The sequence below is a fragment of the Paenibacillus sp. M2 genome (assembly GCF_046713495.1).
GTDB lineage: Bacteria > Bacillota > Bacilli > Paenibacillales > Paenibacillaceae > Paenibacillus > Paenibacillus amylolyticus_B.
This window is the reverse complement of sequence record NZ_CP169648.1, coordinates 4,040,530-4,052,739: the sequence shown is the minus strand read 5'-3', so window position 1 is coordinate 4,052,739 and position 12,210 is coordinate 4,040,530. Positions and strand designations below refer to the sequence as shown.

12 protein-coding genes and 1 pseudogene are annotated in these 12,210 nt (G+C 41.7%); 11 read left to right on the top strand and 2 right to left on the bottom strand.

The window, feature by feature from the left end; all coding sequences use genetic code 11:
- Positions 1-217: 217 nt before the first annotated feature.
- Entirely contained in the window at positions 218-1,297 is a 1,080-nt protein-coding gene (locus ACETMN_RS18155; RefSeq protein ID WP_091019584.1) for a hypothetical protein, read from the top strand.
- 270 nt (positions 1,298-1,567) lie between these two features.
- On the top strand, positions 1,568-2,488 hold the full coding sequence (locus ACETMN_RS18150) for a tyrosine-type recombinase/integrase (RefSeq protein ID WP_091019582.1): 921 nt from the start codon (positions 1,568-1,570) through the stop codon (positions 2,486-2,488).
- 278 nt (positions 2,489-2,766) lie between these two features.
- Here the strand turns inward: ACETMN_RS18150 and ACETMN_RS18145 are convergent, their stop codons facing one another.
- On the bottom strand, positions 2,767-3,696 hold the full coding sequence (locus ACETMN_RS18145) for an L-lactate dehydrogenase (RefSeq protein WP_091019581.1): 930 nt from the start codon (positions 3,694-3,696) through the stop codon (positions 2,767-2,769).
- Between the two features lie 335 nt (positions 3,697-4,031).
- On the opposite strand from ACETMN_RS18145, the gene ACETMN_RS18140 reads away from it, so the two are divergent.
- Together ACETMN_RS18140 and ACETMN_RS18135 are read left to right on the top strand one after the other, a co-directional pair.
- Positions 4,032-5,309: a WD40/YVTN/BNR-like repeat-containing protein gene (locus ACETMN_RS18140; protein WP_179198638.1), complete on the top strand. Its 1,278-nt coding sequence runs from the start codon at positions 4,032-4,034 to the stop codon at positions 5,307-5,309.
- A 148-nt stretch (positions 5,310-5,457) separates the two neighbouring features.
- A complete protein-coding gene (locus tag ACETMN_RS18135) occupies positions 5,458-5,667 on the top strand; it encodes a hypothetical protein (RefSeq protein WP_017688124.1) in 210 nt (69 codons plus the stop codon).
- A 148-nt stretch (positions 5,668-5,815) separates the two neighbouring features.
- Here the strand turns inward: ACETMN_RS18135 and ACETMN_RS18130 are convergent, their stop codons facing one another.
- The gene (locus tag ACETMN_RS18130) at positions 5,816-6,661 is read right to left on the bottom strand and encodes an MBL fold metallo-hydrolase (RefSeq protein WP_091019578.1); all 846 of its coding nucleotides are present in this window, start codon (positions 6,659-6,661) and stop codon (positions 5,816-5,818) included.
- Positions 6,662-7,134: 473 nt separating this feature from the next.
- On the opposite strand from ACETMN_RS18130, the gene ACETMN_RS18125 reads away from it, so the two are divergent.
- From ACETMN_RS18125 to ACETMN_RS18095, 7 genes and pseudogenes are all read left to right on the top strand, one after another.
- Entirely contained in the window at positions 7,135-7,653 is a 519-nt protein-coding gene (locus ACETMN_RS18125) for a DUF3231 family protein (RefSeq protein ID WP_091019577.1), read from the top strand.
- A 352-nt stretch (positions 7,654-8,005) separates the two neighbouring features.
- Positions 8,006-8,179: pseudogene (locus tag ACETMN_RS18120) on the top strand (class I SAM-dependent methyltransferase); the annotation flags it as partial.
- A 21-nt stretch (positions 8,180-8,200) separates the two neighbouring features.
- On the top strand, positions 8,201-9,295 hold the full coding sequence (locus ACETMN_RS18115) for a serine hydrolase domain-containing protein (RefSeq protein WP_091019575.1): 1,095 nt from the start codon (positions 8,201-8,203) through the stop codon (positions 9,293-9,295).
- Positions 9,296-9,300: 5 nt separating this feature from the next.
- Positions 9,301-9,993 (top strand): hypothetical protein, encoded by a 693-nt coding sequence (locus ACETMN_RS18110; protein WP_091019574.1) that lies wholly within the window; start codon positions 9,301-9,303, stop codon positions 9,991-9,993.
- Positions 9,994-10,054: 61 nt separating this feature from the next.
- Entirely contained in the window at positions 10,055-10,834 is a 780-nt protein-coding gene (locus ACETMN_RS18105) for a phosphotransferase (protein WP_091019572.1), read from the top strand.
- 66 nt (positions 10,835-10,900) lie between these two features.
- Complete coding sequence (locus ACETMN_RS18100) at positions 10,901-11,326, top strand: NUDIX hydrolase (RefSeq protein WP_091019571.1); 426 nt, start codon at positions 10,901-10,903, stop codon at positions 11,324-11,326.
- A gap of 81 nt (positions 11,327-11,407) precedes the next feature.
- Positions 11,408-12,154, top strand: coding sequence for a class I SAM-dependent methyltransferase (locus tag ACETMN_RS18095; RefSeq protein WP_091019569.1), 747 nt, complete (start codon positions 11,408-11,410; stop codon positions 12,152-12,154).
- Positions 12,155-12,210: the final 56 nt, after the last annotated feature.

Sequence of the window (12,210 nt, the reverse complement as noted above, 5' to 3'; positions counted from 1 at the left end):
TCATTTCGTATCGCTTAGGCGAAGCGGGATGGGGAATTTTTTTATATAGAAAGATAAAGGGTGATAACAGCAGGGGAAGGTTGGAATTTTCTTCATATATGGGTAAGTAATAAGGAACGTAACCAACTTAATCACAGGGGCGGGGTTGCGGCTGAGCCAAATATGAAATATATTGGGGGATGTGACATGCCATCAGACATAAGAGAGGGGATGTATCATGAACACACCATTACATACGAATTCAGATCATCAAAATGCAACTTTTGGATTTGCATTAGCTGACTCATCCGTACTTGCAGAGGCGCAATTAATTGTTTCACAATTAGAGGATTCACAAACCTTACAGTTGGATATTGATCTGCAGCGTCTTCTGAAGGATGGACGTAAGGTATCTGTCATTGCACAACCGTTGGATTCACCGGTCAATCGTCAGGATGCCAATATCATCTATGGTCAGGAGCTGGCATACATGCAGTATGCTGTTAACCTGAAACCGGATAGCACGATCTCCATTGCTTCTATTGAAGGTGTAGAACAGCAGGTTAATCTGGGTTGGTCAGCATTTACAGAAGGGGAATACGAACTTCGAATCTCCTTGCATATGAAAACACCTCGCATTGCTGAAGGCGCGCTTGAACCTGAGCAGATTGCGATGGTTAAGTACGCGCAGGTGATTACCGTATTTATATCGCTTTTCCCGGCAGAAGTAGCGTCCTTGAATTCATCATCTCAAGCTGTGTGGAGCAGAAATCACCATGTGTTTGACTCCTACGGCAGAGGAGGATTCATTCTCGCTGACCTGCCTCGACTTGCTCAACGTATAGAGGAACTGATCGGACCAGGTAACCACAATCTGATTGAACAATTTGCGGAAGGGGAACTGTCGGATACGTTGCTGGAAGAAGGTCTAATTGCGATGGCATGGGGCGTGACGCCGTGGTGTTATTCACTCTATTCTGCACCGGACCAGTCATCTGCTCGAATGCTTGCCGTGGACAAGCTGGGTGATGAACCTGAACGGCAAGGAATCTACCGTATTGATCCGTCCATTCAACAATTAAGTATCGTACCTGCGAATGAACTAGCTTACTGGCCTGCCTGCGTTCAGAACGATTGGCCTGTCATTGATGTGGCGGGTGAAGGCGAGACGTTGCACATGGATTTATATACTCAGATCTGTGAATCCGTGAATGGCCTGCACGAGAATCCATTGCCATCGTTTGTACTTACCCGTAGTCAAGGCAAACCCGAAGCGATCATTCCGCTGATTGACATTGTCATTGTGGATGAAGCGTAGAAGCCCTACTTTATAATAAATATATAAATTGAACTAATCATTTACACGAAAACGGAGAGGACAGAAAGAACCTGAAAAAGCGAAGCGTTCGTTTAAAAGCTTTCTGAAAGAAAGCTGCATCGGAAGCATACGCTATACACGGATTGTCCCCTTGAGAAAAGGGAATCAGAAAAATCTGGGGATAACAGCGATTGGAAGGTTGTTCTGTCATTGTAGTATCGGTGTAAATAATCTTATTCAATTTTAACTGAATCGAGGTGACGTAGACAGATGATGACCGAGGAGATTCAGGAGCAATATGCGGACGAGCTAGAAGCTTTTCACATATGGATGAAGGACGCCGGATATACAGGCCATACGGTAAAATCATACACGGGTGACGTGGTGGAATTCCTGGTCTCCATTCAAGGAAAGTCACTGGAGCAGGTCAAAAAGCTGCATGTATTGTCTTTTCTGTCACGTGCGCGGGAGCGTGGGGTTAGCGATGCCACGAGAAATCGCAAACATGCGGCGGTGAACTGTTTTTACAAGTCCCTCATTGAACTCGAATTGTTAACGAATAATCCGGCTTTTGGGATTAAGAAATCCAAAACCGAGAAAAACCGCGCGCCCGTTTTCCTTGATGAAAGTGGTTTGACACGTTTTCTGGAGTCGGTAGATGGGAAGTATCGCACACGTAATCTGGCTGTTTTTCTACTGATGGGATATATGGGATTACGGGTCGGAGAAGTGCATGCGTTGGATTGCAAAGACTATAATGCGGAGCGGCGTACATTGGATGTATTTGGTAAAGGTCGTAAATGGCGCTCGCTCCCTGTACCGGAGACCGTGGCAAAAGTATTATCTCAAGCGATGGCTGAGCGTCTCGATCCTTGGAGGCCAAAAGAGGAAGCGTTATTTGTCTCGCAAAAAGGGAAAAGACTGTCTATTCGCAGTATCCAGCTCATATCTACGGAAACGTTTGAACGCTTCCAGCAGGAATCACCAGCCAATCAACGTCAAAACTACTCCAGTCATAAGCTGCGTCACTCCTTCGCGACCATGATGTTACGGCGTGGAGCCGACTTGCGTACGGTGCAGGAACTGCTTGGTCACGCGTCGATTCAAACAACAACCGTGTACACACACGTCACCAGCAGGGAGAAAGAAGAGGCTATGGCTCTGCTGGACGTTAAACTTCCGTCATATTAGAAGTGAATAGCTAATATTTAACACAAAAAGGAGTCTGTCCAAGTGACAGGCTTTTTTTGTTATTGATTTGATGGTGGAGATTTGAACATAATTAATATTATGTAAACTAATTATCTGATAACTAAATAGGCATATAAATAGAAGCCAAACCAAAGAACCATTTGTTCTTCTCTCTGGAAGAACAAATGGTCCTTTTGGCTAGCGCGGATATCTTAATTCACAACGTTTAACATGCTAAATCGTTCACACCATGAATGGTTGCGTGTTTTGTGGCAGGATTATTCCAATCCAGCGATCTGTTCTTTTAATTTGTTAGCAGATGCCTGGAAAGCCACTTTCTCGGATTCATTCAGCGGAAGAGGCAGAATCTCGCGCACACCGTTGCGATCGACAACACATGGAACACCCAGATAAACATCCGATACACCATTGTAGTCTTCAAGGTAAGTGGATACGTTCAGAACGGAGCCTTCGTTGCCGAGAATTGCAGCTACAATGCGGTCCAGAGCAAGGGCGATTGCATAGGAAGTCGCTCCTTTGGCATTAATAATCTCATACGCTGCATTTTTGGTACGGTCAAAAATATCCCGCTGTGTTTCTTCATCCAATTCCAGATCTGTTCCTGCAACGTTAGCCAGGCTCCATACCGGTACTTCGGAATCTCCATGCTCACCAATAATGTGTGCGTGAATACTACGCGGGTCGATCCCTTTGTTCTTACCAATCAGGTAACGGAAACGTGCGCTATCGAGCAATGTACCTGAACCGATAACACGGGAAGCAGGCCATCCGCTTTGTTTCCATGAAGTATAGGACAAAATATCTACAGGATTGGTTGCAATCAGCAAAATACCATGAGAGTTCACTTCAGTAATACGCTCTATAATATCTTTGAAAATGCTTGCATTTTTCTTCAGCAGATCAATCCGGGTTTCGCCCGGCTTCTGGGAAGCACCGGCTGTAATAATAATGATATCTGCATCTTTGCAGTCGGAATAATCGCCAGCCCATACTTTCACGCCACCCGTAAACGGAAGACCGTGGTTCATATCCAGCATTTCGCCGGTTGCTTTATCATGATTCACATCCACAAATACCAACTCGGACGAACGCTGTCTCAACATTAGCGTGTATCCCGTTGTTGTTCCCACCGCACCCATGCCTACAATCACGACACGACTTGGTTTCAATGCTGCACTATTTGTCATGTTCATATCCACTCCTTTTGGGTTATACTCCCATCCATATTAAGGGATCAGAGAATATAAAGCGAGTGTTGTCTATAAAATAGTTCACATTTCATGTCTTTTTACTAATTATTCCGTCGAAAAACAGTTTAGGATGAAATTAATGGTAATAAATGTACGACCTATAGCCCAGAGTATGAGTTGGAAAAAGGGAACGGGCCAACCAAGAGTAGGCAATGAGCCTTTTACATAAGGTTTGTGTTAGAATAGGAGCAGTGGATTCTGATGAATCGTAAATATAACGCCATAGGACAGGCATGCGCGCCTGTATATTGGATGAGAGAGGTGGAACCCACTTGCGTTCGCAATGGATCAAAATCGCGCAGACAGCATTGCTGTCTATAGGTATAGCAGCCTTACTCGCTGCATGCACCGACTCAGATCAACCTCCGGTAGCAGAACCTCCGCAGCAGCAAGAGGACGCCGGGAATACAGGGCAGACATTAACTGTTGTTCCCCCTATAAACAGTACAGAATCTGCAGATATGGCCAAGTACCAGATACAGACCCGATTAACCGATTTTCAGTTGCTCAATGACAACGGGGGATTGGCGTGGGGTGTGACGCGGAATGCGCTGCGCCTGTACTACACTCAGGATCAGGGAAAGACCTGGACCAATATTTCACCTTCGGAAAATGTACAGTTTCCGGCTAACCCTAAATATGGACAAAGCATTTATTTTGTAGATCGTGCACATGGTTGGATTGTTCGTGAAGGTATGGGTGGAACAGATACCATGGTGCTTCGCACCAACAATGGGGGCGTAACTTGGAGCCTGTCCTCTCTGTCCAAGACGGATAAAGTGACTGCGATCTCATTTGTATCTCCTGAAAAAGGATGGATTCTCACCACGGTCGATACCGCTATTGGTAAACAGGATAAGAAACTTTACTTTACCGAGGACGGTGGAATTACCTGGAATCGGATGTCATCCAGTGATGAAGATGGCAAACAGGAAGCAGAAGAGATTTCCAAACGTGGATACACCACGGGGATGACTTTCTCGGATCCAAAACATGGTTTCTTAACAGCGCTGGAGTTCGGCACACCGAAGTTGTATGTAACATCAGACGGCGGAGAGAACTGGAATACTGGACCATCCTTCTTTGATCGAAACAAATTTAACGGGTGTGGTAATTTCAGTGTTAGTTCACCACAATTTTTTGGACGTGAAGTGCAATCAGCCTGGATGTCAATGTCCTGTTCTCAAGGGGAGAGCACGACATTTAATGGATTCTTTACCACCGATGGTGGAAAGAGCTGGAAGCTGTCCAATTTCACTTTAAACAAACAAACGGGTCCGAATCGTAACCTTTCACCAGTATTTCTGAACGCATCGGAAGGTTGGGCGATGCAAAAGGGCATAACCTACCACACCAAGGATGCGGGCAAAACGTGGAGTGCACTTCCTGCAAGCAGTGTACTGGAGAAAATTCTCGAAGATTATCCGGAAATTGTGAAGATTCAGATGGTTAACCCCAAGCTTGGCTGGATATTGGTTGAAAATACAGATGCCAAAAGATCGTTGTTGTTGCAAACGGTAGATGGCGGTGTACATTGGAAAGTACTATAAACGTAGAGTGTTATCGATGTGAATAGATAGGAGAAAGGAGAGGAGTCTAAGGGTTCCTTTTCTTTTTTTGTTTAGTTTGTGAAATAAATCACAAATAAATCCACTAGAAGGTGATATATTTAACTCAACAAGAGAAGGAGTGATGAAGATGAGAACCAACGGTCAAACTCAATTCACGCAGGCGGATGAATTAACCAGATACATGCTTCAATTATGCTACACATGTGACGATGCCAATCGTTGTACAACAGAGGATGCAGTGAAGGCTTGCATGGCAGAACACGCACAGGCAGACCAACCCGAACCAGCTGAAGGTGGAGATGTAACTCGCGGGTATATGGACTTGATGTACGCATAGTAATCAAAACTGATCACAAAAAGCTGATATATCAACGTTTTGCCCCCAACAGGGGGCTTTCTTTTTTTTTGAAAACAACTGAAAAAAATCACATTTCCACAGCGCACTCATATTTAACACTTCACAGTACAATGCTCAAAGAGAAAAATTAGTTTACATACTTTCCATAATCCGGCACGGCAATGCGGTCAAATTCATTAACCAGTTTTCTCAGGCTTGTTGTTAGTAATTCACCAGACATCGGTAGTCCATGACCAGTTACAGCAATCAATGGCTTTAAACTCTCAAGTTTAACAACAGATTGCTTTGCAGCTTCCCAATCTGTTGTTAAATAGCGAGGGGGTCCACTTATCTCCAATTCCTGATTTAATACTTTATACATATACTCTTGTTTTACAGTAGCAAAGGCGTCACCTGCGATTAACGCTCCGTCACTTTCCCTAAACAACGAAACATGACCTGGAGAATGTCCTGGGGTATGAATCCATCTAAATCCTGGCATATGGGGTACACTTCCGTTCGCGGGTAACGTTTGTACATGACTTCCAAGGTTTATTGGTTCATTGGGAAAGGATGGCGACATCTTCGCTACCAAACCACCTTCAACCGTAGGGTCTGGTTCCGGGTATTTTTTTACCCCTGTGAGGAAGGGGAGCTCTAGCGGATGTGCATAAACCGGAACTCCCCAGTGTTCTACGAGTTCGATCACCCCTCCGACATGATCAAAATGTCCATGGGTCAAAATTACTGCTTTGGGCCGGCTGTTTGCACCGAAACGTTCCTCAATGACAGAAATTATTTCATTTGCTGACTTTGGCATTCCGGCATCTACTAAAACGAACTCGTCAGATTTCGGGTTACCCACTAAACAGATATTTACAATTTGGATAGTGTAGCAAAATAAATCAGGAAATATTTCAGTCCCTACACCACTTCCCACTGAAGTTACCGGGACAAACTTATAATCTGTACCGTAATTCAATTCTTCTTTCATTAGCTCCTCCTCCTTAACGTTGTTGAATTGACTTGCTGTAGTATACCCAGAAGTTTAAAATTATCCGACTTTCCGTAGCCTCCGCAGATGGATATATACAGTAAAAAACTGTAAATGGACAAGAGTACCGCCTTACATTCATGTCGCTTTACAAGCAGATCTCTGGAGGAAACAATGGGAAACTGCAAATGATATAGTACCAACCATTGGTTAATCATACATCTACATAAAATCAGTGATGATCTAGATGCTACAGCTAGTAATTAAATTGAAAAGAAACGATTGCTGATAGTTAAATCAAATAGAGGGATGAACTTTTCCCTCTATTGATACTTAGTTTGTCTAGAGACAAAAATATATCGCTTCCCAAAACCATTCCTTATAAAATAGGTATTTTATTACTTATGAATATGTATCTCCGGAACATGGAACTATAGTTCTGGTGGGAAATAAAATATGAAGGAGCTGTTATGATGGGAATATTAAGTGGTAATCCAAAAAATGAACCTATGCATTATGGTGAAATTTTCAGCGTATGGCAATGTTCAATGGTCGCGAAGGGTGCTCTTTCCTTTTACCAAGCATTTTCTAATCATGCAGGAGATAAAGATTTGAAAAAAACTTTGGAAGCACTGATTGATCAAGCTAAACTTGAGATTAAAGAGTGTGACACCCTCCTCACTGATAACGGAATTGCTCCAACGCCAGTTTTACCAGAAAGACCTCCAGTAAAACTGGAAGACATTCCTGTTGGTGCAAGGTTTACAGATCCGGAGATAGCTGCAAAAATTGCGTCTGATACTTCGATGGGATTAGTTGCTTGTAGTCAAGTTATGGGCCAATCCATTAGAGAAGATATTGGAGCCTTATTTGCGAAATATCACGTTACTAAAACCGCTTTAGGCCTTCGTATTCTCCAAATGAGTAAAGAAAAAGGCTGGCTTATTCCTCCGCCTCTTCAAGTGAAAAGACCGGAAGCTGTGGAAGCTTAAAAATAGATAAGAATCCCTGCTGACGATAAAAGTTAGCAGGGATTTTTATATTTTAAAATAAATTATGGTGCTGGATTAATAAGTAACCACTTATTGTTGAGGATTAGAAACTGAGATAGGAAGCAATAAATCAGCTTGTACAACTACAAACGTATGTCAGCGAAAAGATAGTAAGATGGATCTGATATACGCTTAGCCTATATTCACGGAGAACGCTCTTACGGGAGGGTTCTTTTTGATTCGGAGTGAAATGTATGCGCTTTTAAATGTACTTCGCAAATATTGCAGCACGGGTTATTATATAAATAATTAAGGTGATTTTCTCAAAATGTGGAATTGATTTAAGCCACCACTATCGGACCGTAAACTATCAACCTATGTGAATGCGTTGGCGAAAGCTGGATTTGCCATTGAGCAATTGATTGAGGAATCTGATGATGAATTAATGCAACGGCAAAATGATGATTTTGCCACTAAAGCAAAGATGCTCCCTGCAACTTATGTGATAAAGGAACGAAAACTATAGTAGATAATAAGGGGGTAGCCAATGAAGATTAATCAAAAATATTACTATGTTAATAAAGCAGTTACTTGTTTTCTGTCACTCGCTTTAATCATTATGACATGTGCGGTACCTGCGCACGCTGAGGTAGAGAAGGTGGAGACTACGCCCTCCAGGATTGCGTTGTCTTCGCTAGAGGAAACGATTGATTCATATATGGCTACGAATCAGAAGAACACCGCTGCCGTTTCGGTTGTAGCTATCAAGAACGGTGAGACTATTGTGAATAAGGCCTATGGATACGCAGATCTTGAGCAACAGAGAAAGGCAGACACCTCTACTGTATTTGAATGGGGTTCAACTTCTAAACTATTGGTCTGGACGAGTGTTATGCAGCTTGTAGAACAGGGAAAGCTTGATTTGGATACCGATATTCAGGAATATTTACCGGAAGGGTTTCTTAAGAAGCTTGAATACGATGCTCCCATCACCCTAATGAACCTAATGCATCATAACGCAGGGTGGGAGGATAGATTGATCGATTTATGGTATTCATCCGATAATGATATTGTGGAGTTAGGTGAAGCTTTACAAAAATTTGAGCCAAGGCAGATTGATAAACCTGGGAGTGTCGTTGCTTATTCGAACTATGGTACGGCTATGGCTGCTTACATCGTTGAAGTGCAAAGCGGACAACCCTTTTATAAATATGTAAATGAACATATATTTAAACCGCTGAATATGAAAGAAACTTCGATTCACCCGTCACAGCATGATAATCTAAACGTCTTGAAAAAGAGAAATGAGATTCAAGGATACACCACGAGTCTGAAACTCATCCCTAAGAACAGAGCATACATAAGCTTATACCCTGCGGGGGCCGCCATTGGCACAGCAGAGGATGCAGCTAAATTTCTCGCAGCCTTAATGCCGGTGGATCATAGCAATTTAATATTTACGAACAAGGAAACGTTAGACGAGATGCTGTCACCAAGTCTATATTATGATGGAACTTCTAATCCTCGAATTGCACATGGCTTCTTTGAAGTGGAGTACTGGGTGCCTACACTTGAACACGCTGGAAGTACGGCGGGATTTACAAGTAAATTTGTTATTGACCCGAAGTCAAATTTGGGTTAGTGGTCATGACAAACCAGTCAAATGAAATGGCTTATAGCGTTGGTCTTGTCCAGAAGGTGTTTGGAAGTAGCTTCAGTACAAATTCGGTTACATCTGAGAGTGGAGGATATTATCTGCCTGCGCGACGGGTCGTTTCCGGTTTTACGAAGGCATATTCGATGTTAAGTCTGCAGAAGTATACCACATTTGACCTTAGTAATTTTGCAAATGCTGTTGAGCGTAATGGCACTGTTGAGAAGGTTTCTATGTCTTATAATGACTTTTTGCCCATATCCAATTTAACGATATACTTGATCAAAGCATCTTTCATTGCTCTTGCAGTAGCCATCCTGCTCAGTTTGAGAGCTATAATTGGCTATTTTATTCGGTTATCCAAATACAAATTAAAAAACTGGGAAAGACCCGGCACAGGATTTGATAAATATCATATTGCCATTAATATTGCCAGTCTGGCATTCATTCTGAATACGATCCTATTATTCATGCGCGCCTTAGGCTTTGCCCCTTATTCTTCGTTACGCATACATCTCATTTTAAACCTGCTTTATGTAATTCTAGCTGTGGCGTACCTTGTCTTGATGTTCTACAAACTGCTGAAGAGAAGTTACAGTAACAAGCAAAAGGCGGTATACATCATGTCTGGCATGTCGGCTTTCCTATTTGCTGCTTTTATTATGGGATGGGATTTGTACTTTTAGAGCGGAATTATCGACGAGAACATGATCAGAAAGAGCATGAGATAGTAGAAAGGATAAAACTATGAACATTCAAGATCTCCCAATTGAAATAAAAGAACATATAGGAGAAGTCCAGAAAATCACTTTTCCTAAGCAGGGTCATACTTCTACTGTAGCTATACTGGATACGTTTGACCAAAAGTACATCATCAAGAAGACAGAAAACGATCTATATAATGAATGGTTATCCGATGAATATAAGGTGCTTCAATACCTTCATCATTCGGGACTCCCTGTTCCAAAGGTATATTCATTTCATACGGAGGACACAACGAGATGGCTTCTGATGGATTATATTAACGGAATAAGTTTAAGAGAATTTCTCGCTAAGATGCCTGACCTCCAAAGTAAAGAAAAAGCGATTTTTAACTTTGGGCTTTGTTTAAAGAAAATACATGAATGCTCTTGTCCCATTGAATTATTGAACAATGACAGTCCCTGGTTAGATACAATGCTTAACAAAGCAGAATATAATCTAAATCATTTTGCTGTAGACGGATCAGCAGAACTACTTCAACAGTTGAAAGAAGCAAGACCAAAACCAATAGAGAACACTTTCATTCATGGAGATTTTACTATAGATAATGTGCTAGTTAATGATTGCAATATTGTTGGAGTTATTGACTGGGCAGGTGCCGCTTATGGCGATCCAAGATATGATGTAGCATTAGCCATTAGACCAAAACCTAATGCGTTTGATAATGAAAGAGATAAAGAAATATTTTATAAGGGGTATGGAAAGTTAAGAGTCACGGATGAAGAGTACAATTATTTTGAAGACGGGATATATAACTTCTTTTAGTGTGTTTTTGTTTTTATATTACGTTCTTCAAATGCATATCCAATCTCTTTAGAAGGAGTCGAAAAAATGAGCCCTCCAAAACACATCTTATCTGCCGCTGCAATCGTGATAAACGACAAAAATGAATTATTACTTATTAGAGGGCCGCGAAGAGGATGGGAAATGCCAGGTGGTCAAGTAGAAGAAGGAGAATCTCTTAGTCAAGCTGCAATTAGAGAGACGAAAGAAGAATCTGGCATCGACATTGAAATCATCAAGTTTTGTGGAATATTTCAAAATATCGAAAATTCAATATGTAACACATTATTTCTAGCAAGACCGATAGGCGGGGAATTAACGACATCATCTGAGAGTTTAGACTCTGGTTTCTTTCCAATTGAAGAAGCGATTTTAAAAGTCGAATGGAAAAACTTCAGAGAAAGAATAGAGTATTGCTTGAACCCTGAGATGCAACCTTTTTGCATCGAGTTCAGTGATAAGAATAATATTTAATGTTTCCGGAAATGAGATTACATATTTCAACGAGGGTAACAAGTGATGTTCTGGATGTAGTGTATAAAGGGAGGTTAACAGATGGACAAGAACAGTGTTTATGAAACAAACAGCTTCTATTGGGATACAAGAGGGAATGACTATTTGAGAGCAATCGTGCTTCCACATTATGGAGCATTCATATCAGAAGAAAAGCACCAACTATTTGGGGATGTCTCAGGATTAAAGATGTTAGAGGTAGGCTGTGGAGATGGCCAATCCTTGCAGTATCATGGGGATCACAACGCTGGTGAGCTGTGGGGTATGGATATATCCCAGAAACAGATAGAAAAGACACAACAACACTTGAGTACACACGGTATTTCGGCAACATTGATATGTTCACCTATGGAAGAGGAATGTGGTATTCCTACGAATTATTTTGACGCTGTGTATTCGATTTACGCCATAGGTTGGACCACTGATCTTCAAGGTACTTTCAGCCGAATCGCTTCTTATTTAAAGAAAGATGGCATTTTTATTTTCAGTTGGTCTCATCCAATTCATAGATGTGTCGTTGAAGAAAATGATAGATTTATCTTTAATAAGCCATATTCTGATGAATCGTGGTATGCGGTATCTCCTGATTTTGTTCAGGGTGAACTAACTTTAGCGGATCGTCAAATATCAACCTATATCAATGCATTGGCGAAAGCGGGATTTGTCATTGAACAAATGATCGAGGAATCCGATGAGGATCTCATGCAATTACTTGATAATAGCGATAATCTCCTTAAAAGAGCGAAGATGTTACCTGTAACTTTTGTTATTAAAGCAAGAAAACGATGATTAAATGAAGTGAATCGGAGAGCGGACTATCAAATTTTATTTTAACTAAAGGAGCT

Coding starts and splice junctions, on each gene's coding strand:
- ACETMN_RS18155 (WP_091019584.1), top strand. CDS start 218: ATGAACACACCATTACATACGAATTCAGATCATCAAAATGCAACTTTT.
- ACETMN_RS18150 (WP_091019582.1), top strand. CDS start 1,568: ATGATGACCGAGGAGATTCAGGAGCAATATGCGGACGAGCTAGAAGCT.
- ACETMN_RS18145 (WP_091019581.1), bottom strand. CDS start 3,696: ATGACAAATAGTGCAGCATTGAAACCAAGTCGTGTCGTGATTGTAGGC.
- ACETMN_RS18135 (WP_017688124.1), top strand. CDS start 5,458: ATGAGAACCAACGGTCAAACTCAATTCACGCAGGCGGATGAATTAACC.
- ACETMN_RS18130 (WP_091019578.1), bottom strand. CDS start 6,661: ATGAAAGAAGAATTGAATTACGGTACAGATTATAAGTTTGTCCCGGTA.
- ACETMN_RS18125 (WP_091019577.1), top strand. CDS start 7,135: ATGGGAATATTAAGTGGTAATCCAAAAAATGAACCTATGCATTATGGT.
- ACETMN_RS18115 (WP_091019575.1), top strand. CDS start 8,201: ATGAAGATTAATCAAAAATATTACTATGTTAATAAAGCAGTTACTTGT.
- ACETMN_RS18110 (WP_091019574.1), top strand. CDS start 9,301: ATGACAAACCAGTCAAATGAAATGGCTTATAGCGTTGGTCTTGTCCAG.
- ACETMN_RS18105 (WP_091019572.1), top strand. CDS start 10,055: ATGAACATTCAAGATCTCCCAATTGAAATAAAAGAACATATAGGAGAA.
- ACETMN_RS18100 (WP_091019571.1), top strand. CDS start 10,901: ATGAGCCCTCCAAAACACATCTTATCTGCCGCTGCAATCGTGATAAAC.
- ACETMN_RS18095 (WP_091019569.1), top strand. CDS start 11,408: ATGGACAAGAACAGTGTTTATGAAACAAACAGCTTCTATTGGGATACA.